Here is a 16986-nt window from a genome sequence, read left to right as displayed (position 1 = left end):
GATGTCACTACAGTTCGGTTTGCGGTTCCTGGCTACCGTCCAACTCGCCCACGTCGAATAATCCGCTTCCGCGGCCGGCTTGCGCTTCCCTAGCCCGCTTGACGCGCTCGTGCGTCCAGCCCGGAATATCCGACCACAGCTCATCTGCTGGTACACCAAGCATGGTGGCGAGTTTGCCGAGACCATCAACCGTCTGCGCGAACGAGCGAGCCGAGGTTTCCGCCCACTTGACCTCAGAAGCGAAGTCCCCGGCTTCCTCTTCATCACCAGCAATATGTGCACACAAGCGCAGCATCTGCTCATGCGACTCACCCAGCGACGTCTGAATCTCAGAAGCCTTACGATCCTTAGACGTCTCCAACGCCGCCAAACCGTCAGCAGAAATATTGGAAATCGCGTTCGCACCAAGCGACTGCGCGGGAACCTGGGCGACCGCAGCGAAGTCGCGCACGCTCGACTCACGAGCCTTGATGTACTGCGTCAAGTCCGTCTCATCGAACTGGCCGACCTTCACATCTTTGTTCGCAAACGTCCACGTGTCACTGATGGCTTGCCGCATTGCCTCATACTCCGACTTCGGCGCCCAGCCGGTGACATAACGCTGCTTGAATGCTGCCCAGTACTGTGCGACGCCCTGCTCGTAGTTAGTGCGGTCAATCCTGGCCGACAACGCGAGCAGGTGCTCAATGATGCCGTTGGTTTCTTCGCCGGCGGCCATCATGCGGTCCTGATACCGGACAATGGGCGTCACACCAACGTTGTGCTCCCTGTATTCGATGAACGGCAGGTTCTCCGGGGACAGGTAGTAGCGCTGCCGCCACGCCAACGGCTCCTCCGGGGCATTCTCGACGCCGAAGAAGTAAACACGCTCTTCGTCATAGAGGCACAGGTGACCGTTGTCGATGACCATCGCGATTATCGGGAATTCCGTCTGCGTAGCCGCCCCGGTATCCGGCCACGTCATTTCCTCCCCGTAGCGGGCAACCAGCCGGCGTGGTGAATGCACACCAATACGCGCCCCGTTAAGCGTCGACGGCAACACCGACGCATACGCAGTGCCATACTGCAGCGCCGCACGATGCAGACCAGTTTGACGCGCATCCATTCGGTTAGTCTGCCAATGGTGCCACGACCTGGCCTGCACCGAGCCTTCCGAGAAATAGTTCTCAACCTTGAGTGACTGACCATAGGTGTCCAGCACAAGCCCCAGAAACGGGGTCTGAGACATCTTCGCGATCTGCAGGTGCCGGTGGTAGTTCTTCCCCTGCGCCACATCCATACGACGCGCGGCTTCCGCATCTGACCACGGCTGTACCGCCCGGTTAATCTCATCGAAATGCTGTCGCTGCACCGAGTGGTCCTGCAAAAGAGCACGGATTGCGTCACGTGCCTGAGACTCATTCATAACGTGCCCTCCTAGTAGAAAAATGCCGTGTCATCGACCGGCTCTGCCTTAAGTGACGGGTCAGATTTGACCATGCGGTAGACCATGCGAGCGCCAATCATGCAGACCGCCGCGTCAATCTTCTTCTGCGATGCGCGGGACTCTTTCCGCACCGTCTCGCCATAACGGCCAAGATGCCGCTGAGCGTTGCGCACATGCTCACTCAGAAGCGGGTTGCCGTCGTGGGTGAAGGCATGCTGCACGATCTCGGCGGCCGCAAGCTCACACGCCTGCGTGAACGGAAAGTCCTTGCTGCGCATGTCCCAGGCAATCGGCTCCGGGTTGCGCGCCCCAGGTGTTGCCCACAGGCGCAGCTGGTCGCCGTAACGCTCCGGCCAATCTACCTTGACGAACGATTCCCACTCACGAACATCGGCGAAGAACGCCAGCACCTCGAAGCGGTCAAACGCCCGCTGCACACCCGCATCCACCGCCTCAACGTCAACAACGCCGTCCGGCGGCGGCGCCCACACACCAGCGGTGAAAACATGCCCATCGTCCATGCAACACCCAATCAGCGCAGTGTGGTCATTCGACAAGGAACCATCGAAAAACAGCACAACCTGCTCACCGTCAACGAGTTCACGGTCAGGCCTGGACATCTGCGCCCAGTCCTGCGGATCACACCACGAGTCCAGTGACGCAGTCGGCCAGTTCAAATACTTCCGCTTCGAATCATCAGGCCGCGCTTTCGGGTGCCAAATACGCGCCACAATCGCGTCCAAGTCAGCCCACGGGCAATCCTCATACACAAAAGCCAGCCCGGCGCGCAGGCTGGCTTCATCAGCAAGGTCAGTGTCTGGTGGGGCTTGGCGTGCGTCGTAGAGGATTTTGCGGTCGGATTTGGTGCGCCCGTCTTCCTGTAATGTCCAGGCTTCGAATGTTTCTTCCCCGGCTGAGCCGGTGCCTGGCTTCCAGGCGTTGAGGGTCTCCAACATTCGGGAACCGGATTTCGCGAGGTTATCCAGCAGCGTGCGGTGTAGTTCATTGCCGCCGTTAGAGTTCGTCCAGTGCTCGAGCTCGTCGCCGATGATGAACGTTGCTTCCGCGCCTTCAGCGGATGCCGCCGAAGACGTGATAACTTCCAGCTTTCCTGCGGGTTCGACATTGATTTGTGTTTTTCCAGCGTCGATTTGGTAGTCGCGGTTGAGCTGGGGTGCGGCGCGCTTAGCAACCATGGCACGAACCATGCGCATAGTGTTTTCGGTCTGGTCCTGGGAGACCGCCGCGATCTGCACAAGCGGCATGGGCTGCTGCTTGCCGACACAGCCACCGAGAACGTTGTCGTCGAAATGGTCCAGCCGGACGGGCGCGAGCAGCTCAATCAGCGCCATGACGGCAGCGAATGGTGACTTACCGGAGCCCTTGGCCATCCGACGGGCTGCGTGGTAGTAGACGAACCGGCCGTCATTGTCGACGGCGTAGAACCAGAGGATGAAGCGGGCTTGCTCGCGGGTGAATTGCCATCGTTGCCCGGCGCGGATGCCGTTGGGGTGGCGTAGGTATTTGGCTGCCCATGCGAGGGCGTTCCATCCGAGGGTGCGGGTGGGTATTCCTTCTGGGAGGGTTATGAGCCTGTCGGCGGCGGCGACCATGTAGGTATCACCACCTTTTCTTTATCCGGTTAGGTCGTTTTTGTATTTTTCCATCAGCAGGATTGCTGCTTGGGTGTTGTCGTCGATGTTCTTGGTCGCATCGGCGCGTTGCAGTTCGATGCGCAGTCGTCGGCGCGCTCCCTCTGTTGTTAGGAGGGAGTCCATCATGGAGTTGATTTGAGCGATGATTGCGGCGCGCACTGGCTCTGGTCTTTGCATCTCGTCGGACAGGATTGTGGCGCATAGGTGCGCTGCTGCCCAGTCGGATGGTTCAAAGAACACTGATTGGCCGGAATGCTTCAGGCTCCTGTACCAGCGTTTGGCGCTGATGTGCCAGCTGCGGTCTTCCGCTGGTGGCTTCACCGTTTCTGCACCAGCCACTTTCAGCGTTGTTGGGCCTTGCGGTTTATTGCGGCGTCGGCGTTGGTCTGACCGTTTGGGTACTGGACCCGGCATGGCCTACCTCCTCCCTGTTGTTTGTCTAGGAAGCTTTCCTGTCTGATTCATGTCCTCGATGGCGGCGACTGTCTTCGTTAATGCAACCAGTTCGCCTGCCGACCACACGGTGGCGGTAGTGCGGATGAACCGTTCGGCGGAGTAGACCTCTACTCGTCCGTAATTGCGCCCTTTGCCTTCCGGTAGGAGCCCGAAGATGTGGAGTCCTTTGCCGGAGATTGAGCGCTCAATGAATGCGCCCGGCGCGGCGTCGACGATCCGGCGTGCCCATTGTTGGAGTTGCCCGTTGCTGAAGCAGTTGTCTAGGTCGATGCATGCGAATCCGCCACCGAGCATGAACCCGTGCGGCTTCTTTTTGACGTCGCGGAACTGTGTCCATGTTTCTGGCTTGGTTGACGATGCTGGCTTGCCGTTGGTCTGCATGGGGCGCTTGCCGTCGGCGGCAACCCAGCGTCGTGCGTTGGTCATTTCCTGCGGGTAGCGGTTGCGCTGGCGGGCACGGTACGCCTTTTGCCGGCACGCATTCGAGCAGTATGTCCGAATTCGGCCGGGCGCCTGCAACGGAAGCGTTGCACCGCAGACTTCGCAACCTTTGTTCATACTTCGATTTTATCAGAAAACGTTACGTTTCACTGCTTTGACCTGGACTTATGTCCGCCAATTAAAGACGGTCGCACAGGCCAAGAAATAAGGCATCGGAGTTAGCGCTGCGCCAGTTTTAAACCCGCAGGTCAGCAAAGCGCGCCAGCGTTCAATCTAGCTCGTTTTCCAGCCTGACCAGCGCGAATGATGGAACCCGTACACAAATTTAAAGGCAATGCCCTCCGCCCTGGCCAGCCCCTCGAAGCGAGGGTCCTCCCCCACCCCTCACAGTAGACCTGGGTGGGGCTTTGTCCAGACGGGCTGGCGGCGTCGCTGCCTGGCCCGGGCTGCTTCCCCTGCGGTCTTTTCTCTGTGACACGACGAGCAGATAGCCCGGAGGTTTTCTAACTCATCATTGCCACCTTCGAAGACCGGCACCACATGGTCCACCTCGTTGGCAATAACAGCGCAGCCATGCAGCCGCGCTTGGCATTCGAAGTGATCGCGCACCATCACCTGCTCAGCTAACGCTTTCGGTACGCCCCGAGATCTGGGACCCCGGGAGTTCGACTTCCACCCTGGCATATCTGACACCTCCTGGGAGCAAGTGGCAGCTGGGGTGGCTACCGACTGACCTCTAGGAATTGCTGGAGGGGTGTTGCCGTCCAGGTGAAACTCCGCAATTGTCTACCGCGACCCATCGTTGCCATCAGCGGAACTCGTGTTAGGCAATCGTGAATGTGTTGACGTAAAGCAAAAGCTCTCAAACCATAATCTCAATTGAGATGGTTTAAGAGCATGCGCTTCAGTCAAGCGTAGCTTAGCACACGGACTGTAAACCGCAGGTCACGAAGTTCTACCCTGTCGACCGCGTGTCGTCGCCACACTGATGTGCTGCGACTGCGCGCATGCAGTCTGCAATGTCGAAGAGTTCCACGCCTTCATCACTCAGCGTCGTTGAAAGCTCACCTTGCTTCGCCCACTTCCTCAACGACGTGTGACTGACACGCACACCAAGCACTGCAAGCGCGTCGGCAACCTGACGCGCAGAACCCTGCTGCGGAACCTCCCGCCGCGCCACCGGCTCAGGCGGACTCACCCTATCGCCTATCACCCGCCGATGATGCTCAACCTCGACGAGCACACCATCAGCCCACGAACGCTCCGCGACATCATGCACACGATCATGAAGCCACCGAGCCACGTGCTCAAGGCGCCTGCTGGTTGGTGGCCGACACTGCACCTCGTAGGCCAGCGCCTGCGCCCAGTCCCACAGACACAACTCCGCCGCGTGCTCCACATCCAGCAAGCACACCGGCAGCGGAGGGCGAGACCCCCGGGCACTCGGGGGACGGCCCCCATTGACCCCGGAGGCAGGCGGCGAGGGGACCATCATCTCAGCGAGGGCGGGGGCCATAGATTCAATCGCGGACAATGCACGACCAAGCTGCTCAACCTGGTCTGGCGACAACGGTGGCATAAGGCTCCAATCAACAAGCCACAACAAAAAGAACTAGAGAACCAACAAAGGTAAAGGGGGGTGGAAAGAAAGAGGGGGAAGGGATATTTAAAAGCCCTCCCGACCCGACCCGACCCGTCCCGACCCGACCCGACCCGGTGCCAGCCCGACAACTACTCCCCTTGTCGAACGGTTTTTTCGTCGACGGGAAAGTTTTTGGGTACGACAAAGGCCGCGTCGTCAAAAGCGCGTAGGCTCTCTTGGACGCACCGCATGCTCGTTTGTTTTTCGCCCCTCCTATCGCGGGGCGTGTACTCGAAAACTAGTTGCGGCGGCGTCGGCGACGGCGACGTGCGAAAGGCTCCGCTCCTTTGGCGGGACCGGCATCGCGCACGTGCGATGCTTTACGGCCCTGCGGCGCACCGCCCGCATGGTGTGCGGGGAGTGCCGGAAGCGACTGGACAACATTGACTTGAATAGTCTCGGCTGGCTGCCGAGAACTCCCTTTGGCGGCTCTACCCTCAGACTCAACCTGGCCATGGGAATCAGTTTTGGGGAACTGCGGCTTGCCGGGCTCCTGGCTTGGGCCCGCGGCCGGGGACTTAGCGCGTACCGTTTTTTCTTCCTGAGAAGGGGTCACTGCCCGACTGGCTGCCGGGTTGTCCTGGGCCTCAACCTCGTCCGCGATAAGCGGATTCGGGAGTCCCTCCTTCTTGCACCAGCGCGCAACGAATCCCTCCCAGCGGGAGAGCTTCTTGCGCAGCTCCGGGCCATACATTGGAGACTCTGGTGGGTCGAGGAGCGGAAGTTCCTCCTCGGCGCGTTCGCCTAATTCATGCCGCAGCTGATTACAGCCACGGCATGCCGTCACATAATTGTCTGGGGTCGTCGGCGCATCGATGTCACGGTGGTCGTACTCACGGCCACGATCGGACTTCTTATCGCCCCAGACCACTTCATCACCGCAGTACCGGCACTGGTCTCCATCACGGAGCATGACCGGCACCTGCAACCCAGCACGGTTTTGATCGTTGCGGCGTTTCGTTGCCTTCGACTTCGCATCGGAGCGGATGACATGAACAAACGATTCACGCTCAACGAGCATGAATTGCCGCTCACCTTCAGACTCCACCTCGGTGATAATCCCGATAGTGATCAGATCCTGAAGTACCGGCTCCACCCGGCTAATGCCAATATGCCGGACGGCTGCACCATAGGTGATCTTGTAATCCGTCCACTGCTGCGCAGAATGCGTAAACAACGCTGACGCCGCGCCTTTGAGTTCACTGACCAGACGGTCATCGCCACGTTCGGCTGCCAGCTCATAGGCTCGCATCCACTCCGGGGCCTCGTTGAAAGTATCGCTGACCCTTACCCATGCCATGGTGCATCACTCCCGGACCGGGGCTGCCCAGCAGAAATATGGGAAGCGGTAACAATCATTCTTCGAACTCCAAATCAAAAACAGGCGCGGTAACAAAATGAACCAACACAATTGCTTACGGATCTCTACAACAAGGCACTGGTAGCGCCACGGCTAATCCTCGCTTTCTTCGTGATAACCGGCTTGGTCATCACCTTCATCAGACGGATAAGGCCACATGGTGTTCGCAGAAACAGTGCGGGACAGCACCCGGTAACGCACAGGCAAGCCATACGTGCGGGCCCGCAGACTGCACGCCTGGTGCACATCTTGTGCCTGTTCTGCGCTCATCCATGTCACCCCAGCGACGCGCAATGAATTCCATGTGTATCCGCCATCTGTTGACGCCACCACACAGAACTGCCTGACGGCCTTGTTATTGCTTACGCCGCTGTCACCCATCAAGAAACCTTCCCCGTTACTGCCGGCCGTTGCGCCCACTGACATGCAGACAGCAACTGCGCTGCCGTCCGACGAGCCTCGTCGACAGAAGCGAACACAATGTCCCCCAGGCGAACCCGGGGACTACCACAGGCGGCCACACCCCGAGAAGCCTCAACATCGCCGAACTGTGCGATATCACGGTCGTAACGCCCAACATCCCATGAGTAGCAATGCTCAATGAACAGCTTGTCCGGCCGTAAGAGCTGGACCTCCACCTCGCGGGCGTACTCGTTCGCAGTCCTAACAGCGTCTTCCCACGAGCCACACCACGCGATGCCACCGGTATCGTCCTCAACAACCCACGGCAAAAAGCTACTTCCCGTCTTCTTCACCTGGAGCGTCATGACTACGACAGTCCTCCCAACGGCCGCGCGACAACAACACGTCGCGCAACAGGCGACCCGGTGTTCTGCTGCTCGTCGACGCCGTCCAACTTCTCCTCGTCACCGTCCGCAGGATTCGACCCGTCCGGATTACAGACCCACACGACCGCGAGCTGCGGAGCCGTGGCCACAAACTTCGCTTCGGCCGTCGAAGGGAAGCGAGTCACCACAGCCCCAATAGCCCGCGCTGCCTTCTGCAACGCGACTTCCTGCGCCGGTGTCGCACGAGTAAGGACGCCGGACTGCGAGACCATGGCGGAACTCCGCTCCTTCGCGTGCACTTCCTGCAGCACCTCGGAGACATGCTTCGCGACTCCTTCAAGCGGCTGCCTCGGCGACTGCACCGGGCGACGCGTCTTATGCGGTTCAAATGGCAAACCGTAAACAAGCGCTATCTCAATGAAGTCCGCCGAAGCGGCAACCTCGACCTCAACCGGCCCAGCGTTCGTTACCTTCTGAATCGCAACTTCGGCTAACTCCTTCGCGACTCGAGGCGCGACATCCACCGAACCGGAGGCGATCACGTCGACACCGGGCACTTCCGCGGCGCCCATCATCATCGGGTTGGCCGCAGAGACAGTGACCGTCGAATCCTCGCGAACATCAATGCGAATCGAATCGAACTGCGCCGCGGTATCGCCCGGCACTGCGATTGGGTGGACTGCCTTCAACGCGTTCGAGAACTCTACGGCTGGCGCCACGAACCGGAAGTGCCGACGCTGCTGTGCTTTCGGCGTCGCATCAACGACGTCTACATCATCTGCTGCTGTCGTCATTTCTTGGAATCTCCTGTCCATCAATGGTTAATTGCCCTGGAATCTCAGTGCGGGTGGGGCGCTTACGAGGGCCAAGGAATCGGTAAATCTGAATTTGGCGCCGCGTTTGCTGCTGCTCCCACCAACGCTGCGCAGCTGATTCATCTGATGTCATCTAGCTATCGCTTTGTAGTTTTTCGTCATCTCGTTGAGCCGCTTGCGTTCACGCGCAGCACGCCGCTGTTGCATGCGTTGTTTCTCCCGCTCAGGCATGCCCGCTCGTCGTTTGCCATGAGCACCAGCGCACACATGCTGCTGGAACAGCAAATACCCCTGCGACCGTTTCCGCAGAGCTTCTTCCGCACTGAGGAACACGGCAGCACCATGCACGATCTGCACGGTCCCATCTGGGTCAGACGATGCATCAAGGGCAAGCCGATGCCCCAATGGTGTGCACGCCCACCGGATAGGGAAACCGCAATACCTGCAAACCCTTTGGCGTGGCATTTTTCCTCCTCATGTTTGACTGCTATCGGCTGCTTAGTGCTTTTCGCCGCGGTGGACTATCCGCAACACGTGGGCTTCGACCTTCATCTGGAAAATCAGCCATCGTCGGCGCATCATGCTGATTTCAGCCCCTCCATACGCTGCTTGACGACGGGAACTGCAGCCCACGCTTTCTGCGCCGACAGGCCATCCCTTTTCCGGCACCATGCAATCGCTTCCCGAAGGGTGGCCCCTAATGACGTGAAGTGCAGGAGATCTAGCGCAGTGGCTTCCGCATCGGAGAGCTCAAACTCAACCTGCGCCATCGCATTAACATCAGCCATAGCGACGGATGAAGCACCGGAAATGATTGCTTCCACTGCTTGGTAGCCCACCTGAGCTGACTCAGCGATATGTTCTACTGACATTCCCAGTTCCATGAGCTCGAGAACATGCCCCCGAGCATCAAGCCGACACACCTCATAATCGCCAGGCGGAACTTCCTCAATACCCACCGCGGTCTTCAAAGCGTCTTGCAGCGAATTACAAATCACGGCCGGCGGAATCCCTGCCATTGCCACCTGCCAGCGACCATCTGAGATTCGGCGGGCGCACCGTGGCTTATCTTTCTGATTCACCTTGCACCTCACTTGCGATGTGCTCGATGAACTCCTCAAGCTGGCGCATAACGCGCTTGTCATCCTTATTGAAAGTGACCAGGTTCTCCAAGGCCCCTCTGGTGATGAACTGCTGCCCATCCCCATGCCGGCCTAACCACCGAGGCAGCCTTGCCGGAAACCTCAGACTACGAGGCATCTCTGACATCACATCACCGAACGACACCTCGAAATCGATCGTGGCCGGCTTCCTGCCACCGCGGGGCACGGGAACTACTACGAGCACCCACCGATTCTTCGGTGAGCGAACCCTACGAAGATGTTTCACGTCATGCCTCCGGCCAATACCGGGTCGCAGAGACACCACTGTTGTTCTTTTTCATCTGAAGAACACACTCAATGTTTTTGACAGACTTTGAAATAAAGACCGCCGTGCACAACCAAAAAATTGTTGTGATTGTCCAAATGATTGGCACAAAATTGAAATTGTCGTAGCCGGTAATGATGACCATTACAAAAGAGGATGCGGCAAGAATCAGCGACATTGCCCATTGCAATTTGTTCCTGGTGTTGACGTGGTCCAGCAAATCGTAGGCGTCGCGCCACATTGAGCGGCTGAACTTAACGTTTGGATTACTCATTTATGCTGCTCCCCTTGGTGCTTCTGGAAGCCCCTCGCGCTCAATGCGATGAACCTCGGTGACATGGATGAGGTACGGGCGTCGTGATCCTGGTCGACGGCGAGGACCCACGTACTGCAAACGACCTGCGTTTAAAAGCGCGTAGATATAGTTCACGTGTACTCGGAAATGCTTGGCGACTTCCTTGGGTGTCCACATCACTTGGTCTTGCGTTGGCATGGTGACCTCGTTCCTTGCGGTATGCTTCATGGCAGTGTTCCTTTCAACACTTTCGGCCTGTCCCTGGTGCTAGCGGGGGCGGGCCCTTTTATTTGGTTTGTGAGGCGCGCAGCCAAACCGCCGTGCGAAAGGCCCACGGCATTGTGGCTGGCTTGCGACGACCGATTCTCATATCGCCTACGCGCCAGTGCCCGGCAGAGGAATCGAACCTCTGAGTAACCATTCGGGCTGTTCTTATTTCGCCAATTTGCTGTAGTCCGACCAACGGACTCGTCTGGCTGTATATGGATGTGTAAGCGGAGTGCGACACCTATCTGCGAGCACCAACACTTCGGCAACAGTGCCGACTGCCCGGTAAGGAATCGACACTGACGTGTCGTTGTCCGTATTGGTGATTGTGATTTCGCTTTCGGTGGCGTCGATTCTCGTGCTCCCGATTGCTGCTTTTAATTCCACGTGTGCTCCCCTTTACTGCCCTGGTTTTATTGACACAGTTGGATTAGTGTCAGCCGTTACGATTTGTCCATGAGTGAAAACGAATTCCGGCGCCTCGTAGCTCGAGTAGAGCGAGCGGCTTCGCACCGCCACGAGCTGTGGAGTCTTGGTGCCGAACATCTGAAGGCGAATCCGATTGAGCGCCGGGTTGTAGGCGACGGCGATATCCGTTCCTTTCGCCTCCATGCGACCGCACCTGTGCCAACCGAGCTGTCCCTCATCTTCGGAGAGTGGCTGTACCAACTTCGTGCCGCTCTCGATGGGCTGATGTACGAAATCGTTGTCCGAGAAACCAAGTTGGACCCTCCGCCAAATGCCGGCCGGATTTCCTACCCGTTGTGCAGATCCGCTGACGCTTTCGCCTCGTGCAATACCTATGGAGTTTCCGATAGGATTCGCCGAGCCATTGAACGCACGCAGCCCTATCACGCCACCGGAGGATTCAGCGGAAGTGCGCTGTGGTGGATTCATGATCTCGCCCGAATTGACCGCCATCGACGTGGGCATTGCCTCGTGTGGCGCATTATCGAGCTGCAGGTCAATTCCAACAGCCCGGCCATCGACGCCTCGCGCTGTGGTGTATGCAATCAGTTCGAGGCTTTCATCCGGGGTGATGAGGAGTTGGAAGCCGCGTGGATCGCGCTCCGCCGCGGCGTCGAACTCAACTCGAATGACGGAGTAGATATCACTTGGCGTCTCCAACTCGATGTAGCCGACTGGGTCCAGCGCATTCCCTTCAGCTACGGCGTTTGGAGCCTCGATGACCGAATGGCCAACGCAGAAATGTATCTCAGTAAGACCATCGAGTTGTTCGAGCAACTCTTCATCGTTGATGACTAGGTACTGGCTTAGGCCACTGTCATGGAGTCTGGTTAACATTCGTTGACGCAGTTGGCCTCTAGCATTGGCTAAATCCATGTACTTCATCGCTGCTTCCTCCTTTCGCTTGTCGACGGTTGCCCTGCCCAGCACCTTCCCCAGTGCTGGGCGGATTGATTCGTTAGTCAGCCAGCCAGCTAGCGCACGAGCCGCGTCAGGTCTTCGGCGACGCGTTGCGCCTCCTCGATAGAGATATCGATTACGTTCGCTCCATGAGGTAGGTGCATCGCTACTCGGAGATCATCGCGGGTGGCGTAGCGGTAAATCCTCACTCCGCTGATTGGGCTCTTCATTTGGACATCTGTTTGCGTAGTCATGTCGGTATATTCCTTCTTTGTGACGAGGAGGTGAATAATGGACGATTTCGAAGCTCTTAAAGAGCAAGCGCGGCGCTCATACCGTGAATGCTGCGAAAACACTGACCTATGCAAGCGCTCAGTACTTGCTACGCGTCACTCTGCGGACCAAGCGCAAGGCGCGAAAGCTCATATCGAGGAGCTACTCACACAAGCGCCTGAAGCTGAATTGCCAGCCGTCAGAAAGGCGTATGCCGCTACCGTGAGATCCTGCGAATCCGCAGAACGCTCATATCTGGATGCGGTCAGTGCATATGAAGCTGCGGTAGCTAGTCGCGACGAGGCGAGAGCTGTTTTTAAGAAAACTTTCGGTGAAGAGCCCTAGCTACATCGATTGCTTTCCTGCTGTGGCCGTGGGCGCGTTCTGCAGAAATATGTGCTGAATCAGCGGCATTTTTTGCGACTGCAGCCCACTTTGTTGCCGCGGCGATAGTTTTTGATGACTCCCCTGGTGCTGCAACATCAGGGGTTTCATTTTCCGAATTTGCCATGTTTGCTTCCTCCTTTCGCTTGTCGACGGTTGTTGCCTGGCACCTTCCCCAGTGCCCGGCGCGGCTTTTCTTATGCGGTTTTTGGCTGCTGGATAAGCATCCCGTCCAATGGCCTGCCGGAGATGCTGCGCAACTTCACCAACGTGGCTACCGACGGAGAGCTGCGCCCGTGGCGCAAATTTCGCACTGCCGTACCGGTCATTCCGATTGCTGCAGCCAACTTCTCATCCGAGGTGTATCCACCCAGGCGACGGGCATCATCCAGGACTGACGGGTCTAGCAGGTAGCCCACCGTATTCCTCCTGTGTAATTCCATCTGCGCAATTCATTGCGCTTGCAACGCAATCATTGCACACCTTTGCCGAATAGCGCAAGCTATTCTTAGCAATTTAACGTTTTCCCAGGTAACAGGGTGTGCAACTATTGCGCACATACCTAATTGCAATTACCATGAGGGCATGACATTTCAACATTGGCTATCCACCGCCACCGAGGATTCAATAGCCGAGATTTCACGACGTACCGGCATCCCCCGGCGCACGCTCCAATACCAGCTAGCTAACGACAAGCCGAGTATCGAGAATTTGCTCAAGATTTCATCGACCTACGACGTGAACCCGATTGAGACGTTGTTGGACTTTGGAATCGTCAGTCGCGTGTGGGAGAAGGTGCCGAATATAACCGGTGCACTCCGGCTTGCATCGGATGAGCAGCTAACTGATGAGGTTTTGCGCAGACTTAAAGCAGGTTCACAGGCTTTTGATGAGCCTGTTGATGAGCTTGCAGAGCACCGTCCGAACACCCAGGTGGCGTCTTGTCGTCGTTTGGCTGTGACATTGGGTGAGCCTCCTCGCGTGTGGGACTTTTGCGGTGATGGTCGCTGGGTGATGATTCGAAGCCTGTATGCAGAGCCGGGGCATGCTCCGTTTCCCGACAGGGCTGGCGGGCCAATGCCTAGCACGATGATTGAGGAGCGTTTTGGTGCTTTGGATGAGATGCCCACTTCGGTCGTGGAGCATATCGAGCGGGAATGTGTCGGCCGGCGGGTGGATGCTGCCGAGATTCTCAGTATGTTCCACGACAATGCCGAGAGCCCTACAGTCGACACAGGCATTGTTGACTTGCGCACCATCCGCGACGGCAAGGCGCATGATGATGCGTTTGACGATGACGCGCTCATTGAGCGGATCAATGCGGGGAAAGAACAGATTGCTGCGCAAGAGGCAACAGAACCGCTTGACGAGGAGTGGACGTAAAAACTAATGGCACCTACTGATAATTCTCTCCCACCCGAACGCCCAGGGATGCACCCCACGATTGCGCATATAGCACTGGAAGCCAATGGCGTTCTAGAAGACCCGATGGATCGCTGGGAATTAACCGATGAGGTCGTAGACCTACTTAGCGATTTCGCAGCCAAATATCGAGATTCGTACGACTATCTCACAGCAAACTTGGAGAGTTGGGCGCTCGAGGGATATCCAAACTTCGATGTCTCACACACCTCAGATTCATCAATTGGCGCTCCAATCGGAGAACGACTGCGACGAAAGCTTGGACCTCAACGTCCCTGGATGTGCGAAGCAAAAACAGGAATTGAGGGCAAAAACAAAAAAGAGTGGCGCCTTTACTTCACCGACATCACCCACAAGGAAGGCGAACCCTACTACATGTTCTTCGGCGCACATTTCACGGAGAAACGAACAAAGAATAAAAGAGGAAAACCCTTGGCGGAGAAGACAGTCCAGAAAATGCAAGATAGCGACATCAAGGAAGCTGCCACCAAGATTGTGCAACTCACTAAGGATGACAATCGCGATTACCGCCTCGCGAGTGAGCTAGATACCCCCGAATGATATACACCCCTTCCATACCTGTACATTTAAGTGTACATATTGCATGTAGTTGACCCCGTCAACCATGCGCACCGTATCCGTAGACCATCAGATGAAAGGAAGGCGTCATCATGGCTAAATTACGTGTTCCCAACTCTCGTCGACTTGGCGTCGACCTCGCCCAATCGGAAAAAGAGCTCGTGCGCCAGCTCGTCGCATTCCGCAAACTCCGCGGCCTTGACATAACAGAAGTAGCTCGACGGATGGGCGTATCCAGAACTACCGTTTACTCATTTGAGAACCTCAACAGCGGTGCTTCCAAAACGCACACCTTTCTCACTGCAAAACGGTATGCCGAAGCTGTCGACGCATATATCGCCTACCTGGCTGTCGACGCCGGTTCCGTCAAGAAAGATGGAGACCAGGCAACCTACGCCACCATTAAAGAGAAGGTCTCCGAGCATCGGAAAGCCCTCGAAATCGATGGCACTTACGAGGACAATTCTACTTTTCAGCAAGAAGTCGCCGACGCCGCAACATGCGCACACTTAGAAACCAAGACCGCCACCTGGGACATCCCCGAGCGGCAGTCCCGACGCTTCACCCCCAGCTCCGACGGCCACCAATGGACGTCTTCGTCCCATAGTGAGTTTTGGACCGTATCTAACCCAAACCAAGAGCTTCAAGAGGCATAAGAAAAGGCGAACGCACGAATGACCGCAAGCGCAGCTTTCAACCCGGACCATCTCGCCACCCGCACAGATCTGGGAAGCATGTCCGTCACGCTCATCGGCCCACTACAAAAAGACTCTGACACCAACGGCTTCATCGAATTCACTATCAAACCAAAGACTGAACCTGACTGCTTCCACTTAGTAGGAAGCCTCGTAGCCGAACTAGACAACGCTATTCGCTACGAATTACAGATCGTCGCCTACTGGTTCCTTCCGCAGGACGCGCTCCCCACTGAAGAGCAACTCCGCGACTTCGCCCTACACCGCGGACTATTCGACCTCATTGCCGTTGTAAATCATGAGATTCGAGGGCTCGGCATCCGATACGGGTACCCCTACCCCTCATTCGGAGGACCAGAAATTGAACAGCTCCGCAAAGAAATCATGAACGAATCACGCGACGTATTCACCATTCCCAGCGAATAACGAAATACTCCTCCAACCAGAGCTTCGAACACTTGAGGGCACCCAATCCGCACCTTACGCAATACTTACCCTGCCGAAAGCAGGATTAAGCATTAGTGAGGACCCAATGAGCATTATCGAAGACCGACTCTCCATGTTGCTCGATCAGGCAAATGTCCGCCTCATTGAGACACCAAAGCTCGGCGCGACGTTCAATGCCGTCTACCACGCGGAAAGCCGAACGATATTCGTCCGTTGGGGCATCGACCCAGTCACTCGTCGATGTGCCATCGCACATGAACTCGGCCACGCAATCTACGGCGACACCGAGTCCTCTCCCTTCACTGAACGCCGGGCAGACAAATGGGCTGCAACGAACCTCATCGCCCTAGACGATGTGAACGTTGCAGCGGAAAACAACGATGGAGTGCTATCAGCAATGGCCGCTGATATCGGCGTGACACCGCACATGCTCGAGCTCTGGTTCAAGCTACATCAGGCTGGAAGCATCCCTCACCAACACTCCTGCCTCAAGTATTAGCCCATCTCTAGAAAGACAATTCACTTGAACAAGAAACTTCTCGCAAGCGCACTATCAGCCACACTTCTCGTCAGCGCCTGCAGCTCCGAAGAATGGGAGTCCGAACAGCAGCGCCAAGCAGCACTCCGAGAATACTCCTGCCAAACCTTCGTGGAGGCCGACCCCAACCTAATCGCGTCAGAAACTATCCACGGCGTGGATGCCGTCACTCAAGACGTCGGTGACCGAGCAAATGCAGTTCGCCATTCCTTCATGCTTCAAAACGGAGTCATGAAACCAACCTGCGACCGCACATCCGCCGACTACGACGACGTCATCCTCCAAACCTGGATCAACAAGACGGACAAAGAGCTTGGCGATAAATTCACACCACAGTTCGCTGAAGACAACGGCATCGACATCGACGAACTATGAGACTCATGAAGCAATAAAGCATCTCGACAGTAGATGTTTCATACTTGGGAAAACTATAACCTGCCGGTGGATAATATATCCCTATTTGAAACATCGGAGGTTTATCCATGTGTCAGTTCACGCGGCTGGAAACCTAACGAGCCCGTCAGAATCGCAGTCGAACGCACAGCAGGGATACCTACCACCGCCGAGATACTACCCGCCCCTTGCCCTGCACCGGACGAACCCAAAACCGGCAAATAAGCCGATGGGTGCCGGGAAGCCAGGAGAAGTCTTGCCAACTGCGAACGGATAGACAAAAGCGGGCGCTGCCCAACACCAATTTAGACAGC

The 16986-nt window shown here is 56.8% G+C and carries 23 protein-coding genes; 6 read left to right on the top strand and 17 right to left on the bottom strand.

Annotation, left to right across the window (positions count from 1 at the left end; genetic code table 11):
* Nucleotides 1-7: 7 nt before the first annotated feature.
* The 17 genes from AB1Z34_RS03595 to AB1Z34_RS03515 form a co-directional block, all read right to left on the bottom strand.
* A complete protein-coding gene (locus AB1Z34_RS03595; protein WP_069359752.1) occupies nucleotides 8-1405 on the bottom strand; it encodes a phage portal protein in 1398 nt (465 codons plus the stop codon).
* 11 nt (nucleotides 1406-1416) lie between these two features.
* A complete protein-coding gene (locus AB1Z34_RS03590) occupies nucleotides 1417-3039 on the bottom strand; it encodes a terminase (protein WP_367157911.1) in 1623 nt (540 codons plus the stop codon).
* Nucleotides 3040-3060: 21 nt separating this feature from the next.
* On the bottom strand, nucleotides 3061-3495 hold the full coding sequence (locus AB1Z34_RS03585) for a hypothetical protein (protein ID WP_069359750.1): 435 nt from the start codon (nucleotides 3493-3495) through the stop codon (nucleotides 3061-3063).
* A gap of 3 nt (nucleotides 3496-3498) precedes the next feature.
* Nucleotides 3499-4095, bottom strand: a complete 597-nt coding sequence (locus AB1Z34_RS03580) for a hypothetical protein (protein WP_176719136.1) — start codon at nucleotides 4093-4095, stop codon at nucleotides 3499-3501.
* 267 nt (nucleotides 4096-4362) lie between these two features.
* Nucleotides 4363-4590 (bottom strand): HNH endonuclease signature motif containing protein, encoded by a 228-nt coding sequence (locus AB1Z34_RS03575; RefSeq protein ID WP_176719135.1) that lies wholly within the window; start codon nucleotides 4588-4590, stop codon nucleotides 4363-4365.
* 343 nt (nucleotides 4591-4933) lie between these two features.
* Nucleotides 4934-5557 carry a hypothetical protein gene (locus AB1Z34_RS03570; RefSeq protein ID WP_367157910.1) on the bottom strand — a complete coding sequence of 208 codons (624 nt, stop codon included), beginning with the start codon at nucleotides 5555-5557 and terminating at the stop codon, nucleotides 4934-4936.
* A 301-nt stretch (nucleotides 5558-5858) separates the two neighbouring features.
* Nucleotides 5859-6920, bottom strand: coding sequence for an HNH endonuclease signature motif containing protein (locus tag AB1Z34_RS03565; RefSeq protein ID WP_366965970.1), 1062 nt, complete (start codon nucleotides 6918-6920; stop codon nucleotides 5859-5861).
* A gap of 153 nt (nucleotides 6921-7073) precedes the next feature.
* Nucleotides 7074-7364, bottom strand: coding sequence for a hypothetical protein (locus AB1Z34_RS03560; RefSeq protein ID WP_367157909.1), 291 nt, complete (start codon nucleotides 7362-7364; stop codon nucleotides 7074-7076).
* On the bottom strand, nucleotides 7361-7747 hold the full coding sequence (locus AB1Z34_RS03555; RefSeq protein ID WP_367157908.1) for a hypothetical protein: 387 nt from the start codon (nucleotides 7745-7747) through the stop codon (nucleotides 7361-7363). Before AB1Z34_RS03555 ends, AB1Z34_RS03560 begins: the two co-directional genes overlap by 4 nt.
* Before the next feature lie 2 nt (nucleotides 7748-7749).
* Nucleotides 7750-8562: a hypothetical protein gene (locus AB1Z34_RS03550; RefSeq protein ID WP_048731124.1), complete on the bottom strand. Its 813-nt coding sequence runs from the start codon at nucleotides 8560-8562 to the stop codon at nucleotides 7750-7752.
* Nucleotides 8563-9161: 599 nt separating this feature from the next.
* Entirely contained in the window at nucleotides 9162-9665 is a 504-nt protein-coding gene (locus AB1Z34_RS03545; protein ID WP_141698015.1) for a hypothetical protein, read from the bottom strand.
* A 308-nt stretch (nucleotides 9666-9973) separates the two neighbouring features.
* Nucleotides 9974-10285 carry a hypothetical protein gene (locus tag AB1Z34_RS03540; RefSeq protein ID WP_141698016.1) on the bottom strand — a complete coding sequence of 104 codons (312 nt, stop codon included), beginning with the start codon at nucleotides 10283-10285 and terminating at the stop codon, nucleotides 9974-9976.
* Nucleotides 10286-10534, bottom strand: coding sequence for a helix-turn-helix domain-containing protein (locus AB1Z34_RS03535; protein ID WP_141698017.1), 249 nt, complete (start codon nucleotides 10532-10534; stop codon nucleotides 10286-10288).
* 438 nt (nucleotides 10535-10972) lie between these two features.
* On the bottom strand, nucleotides 10973-11878 hold the full coding sequence (locus AB1Z34_RS03530; RefSeq protein ID WP_367157907.1) for a hypothetical protein: 906 nt from the start codon (nucleotides 11876-11878) through the stop codon (nucleotides 10973-10975).
* Between the two features lie 137 nt (nucleotides 11879-12015).
* The gene (locus AB1Z34_RS03525; protein WP_367157906.1) at nucleotides 12016-12195 is read right to left on the bottom strand and encodes a hypothetical protein; all 180 of its coding nucleotides are present in this window, start codon (nucleotides 12193-12195) and stop codon (nucleotides 12016-12018) included.
* 335 nt (nucleotides 12196-12530) lie between these two features.
* On the bottom strand, nucleotides 12531-12725 hold the full coding sequence (locus AB1Z34_RS03520; RefSeq protein ID WP_152681225.1) for a hypothetical protein: 195 nt from the start codon (nucleotides 12723-12725) through the stop codon (nucleotides 12531-12533).
* Nucleotides 12726-12795: 70 nt separating this feature from the next.
* Nucleotides 12796-13041 (bottom strand): helix-turn-helix transcriptional regulator, encoded by a 246-nt coding sequence (locus AB1Z34_RS03515; RefSeq protein ID WP_141737786.1) that lies wholly within the window; start codon nucleotides 13039-13041, stop codon nucleotides 12796-12798.
* A gap of 142 nt (nucleotides 13042-13183) precedes the next feature.
* Here AB1Z34_RS03515 and AB1Z34_RS03510 point away from each other — a divergent pair, with 142 nt between their 5' ends.
* From AB1Z34_RS03510 to AB1Z34_RS03485, 6 genes are all read left to right on the top strand, one after another.
* Nucleotides 13184-13981, top strand: coding sequence for a helix-turn-helix domain-containing protein (locus AB1Z34_RS03510; protein ID WP_367157905.1), 798 nt, complete (start codon nucleotides 13184-13186; stop codon nucleotides 13979-13981).
* A 6-nt stretch (nucleotides 13982-13987) separates the two neighbouring features.
* Nucleotides 13988-14581 carry a hypothetical protein gene (locus AB1Z34_RS03505; protein WP_141698019.1) on the top strand — a complete coding sequence of 198 codons (594 nt, stop codon included), beginning with the start codon at nucleotides 13988-13990 and terminating at the stop codon, nucleotides 14579-14581.
* Nucleotides 14582-14691: 110 nt separating this feature from the next.
* Complete coding sequence (locus AB1Z34_RS03500; protein ID WP_069359151.1) at nucleotides 14692-15255, top strand: helix-turn-helix transcriptional regulator; 564 nt, start codon at nucleotides 14692-14694, stop codon at nucleotides 15253-15255.
* An 18-nt stretch (nucleotides 15256-15273) separates the two neighbouring features.
* Complete coding sequence (locus AB1Z34_RS03495; RefSeq protein ID WP_069359152.1) at nucleotides 15274-15720, top strand: hypothetical protein; 447 nt, start codon at nucleotides 15274-15276, stop codon at nucleotides 15718-15720.
* Nucleotides 15721-15826: 106 nt separating this feature from the next.
* Entirely contained in the window at nucleotides 15827-16240 is a 414-nt protein-coding gene (locus AB1Z34_RS03490; protein ID WP_069359153.1) for an ImmA/IrrE family metallo-endopeptidase, read from the top strand.
* A gap of 24 nt (nucleotides 16241-16264) precedes the next feature.
* Nucleotides 16265-16654 (top strand): hypothetical protein, encoded by a 390-nt coding sequence (locus AB1Z34_RS03485; RefSeq protein WP_069359154.1) that lies wholly within the window; start codon nucleotides 16265-16267, stop codon nucleotides 16652-16654.
* Nucleotides 16655-16986: the final 332 nt, after the last annotated feature.

It is taken from the genome of Corynebacterium sp. 045007 (assembly GCF_040743205.1).
In the GTDB taxonomy this organism is placed as follows: Bacteria; Actinomycetota; Actinomycetes; order Mycobacteriales; family Mycobacteriaceae; genus Corynebacterium; species Corynebacterium jeikeium_D.
Note: the sequence above shows the minus strand (reverse complement) of the source record. Positions and strands in the feature narration are given on the sequence as shown.

What these genes read in the sequence shown, in the direction of transcription:
- AB1Z34_RS03595 (WP_069359752.1), bottom strand. Translation starts at nt 1,405, where the DNA reads ATGAATGAGTCTCAGGCACGTGACGCAATCCGTGCTCTTTTGCAGGAC.
- AB1Z34_RS03580 (WP_176719136.1), bottom strand. Translation starts at nt 4,095, where the DNA reads ATGAACAAAGGTTGCGAAGTCTGCGGTGCAACGCTTCCGTTGCAGGCG.
- AB1Z34_RS03495 (WP_069359152.1), top strand. Translation starts at nt 15,274, where the DNA reads ATGACCGCAAGCGCAGCTTTCAACCCGGACCATCTCGCCACCCGCACA.
- AB1Z34_RS03490 (WP_069359153.1), top strand. Translation starts at nt 15,827, where the DNA reads ATGAGCATTATCGAAGACCGACTCTCCATGTTGCTCGATCAGGCAAAT.
- AB1Z34_RS03500 (WP_069359151.1), top strand. Translation starts at nt 14,692, where the DNA reads ATGGCTAAATTACGTGTTCCCAACTCTCGTCGACTTGGCGTCGACCTC.
- AB1Z34_RS03550 (WP_048731124.1), bottom strand. Translation starts at nt 8,562, where the DNA reads ATGACGACAGCAGCAGATGATGTAGACGTCGTTGATGCGACGCCGAAA.
- AB1Z34_RS03565 (WP_366965970.1), bottom strand. Translation starts at nt 6,920, where the DNA reads ATGGCATGGGTAAGGGTCAGCGATACTTTCAACGAGGCCCCGGAGTGG.
- AB1Z34_RS03515 (WP_141737786.1), bottom strand. Translation starts at nt 13,041, where the DNA reads ATGGAATTACACAGGAGGAATACGGTGGGCTACCTGCTAGACCCGTCA.
- AB1Z34_RS03575 (WP_176719135.1), bottom strand. Translation starts at nt 4,590, where the DNA reads ATGGTGCGCGATCACTTCGAATGCCAAGCGCGGCTGCATGGCTGCGCT.
- AB1Z34_RS03525 (WP_367157906.1), bottom strand. Translation starts at nt 12,195, where the DNA reads ATGACTACGCAAACAGATGTCCAAATGAAGAGCCCAATCAGCGGAGTG.
- AB1Z34_RS03555 (WP_367157908.1), bottom strand. Translation starts at nt 7,747, where the DNA reads ATGACGCTCCAGGTGAAGAAGACGGGAAGTAGCTTTTTGCCGTGGGTT.
- AB1Z34_RS03540 (WP_141698016.1), bottom strand. Translation starts at nt 10,285, where the DNA reads ATGAGTAATCCAAACGTTAAGTTCAGCCGCTCAATGTGGCGCGACGCC.
- AB1Z34_RS03530 (WP_367157907.1), bottom strand. Translation starts at nt 11,878, where the DNA reads ATGTTAACCAGACTCCATGACAGTGGCCTAAGCCAGTACCTAGTCATC.
- AB1Z34_RS03505 (WP_141698019.1), top strand. Translation starts at nt 13,988, where the DNA reads ATGGCACCTACTGATAATTCTCTCCCACCCGAACGCCCAGGGATGCAC.
- AB1Z34_RS03510 (WP_367157905.1), top strand. Translation starts at nt 13,184, where the DNA reads ATGACATTTCAACATTGGCTATCCACCGCCACCGAGGATTCAATAGCC.
- AB1Z34_RS03570 (WP_367157910.1), bottom strand. Translation starts at nt 5,557, where the DNA reads ATGCCACCGTTGTCGCCAGACCAGGTTGAGCAGCTTGGTCGTGCATTG.
- AB1Z34_RS03585 (WP_069359750.1), bottom strand. Translation starts at nt 3,495, where the DNA reads ATGCCGGGTCCAGTACCCAAACGGTCAGACCAACGCCGACGCCGCAAT.
- AB1Z34_RS03520 (WP_152681225.1), bottom strand. Translation starts at nt 12,725, where the DNA reads ATGGCAAATTCGGAAAATGAAACCCCTGATGTTGCAGCACCAGGGGAG.
- AB1Z34_RS03590 (WP_367157911.1), bottom strand. Translation starts at nt 3,039, where the DNA reads ATGGTCGCCGCCGCCGACAGGCTCATAACCCTCCCAGAAGGAATACCC.
- AB1Z34_RS03535 (WP_141698017.1), bottom strand. Translation starts at nt 10,534, where the DNA reads ATGAAGCATACCGCAAGGAACGAGGTCACCATGCCAACGCAAGACCAA.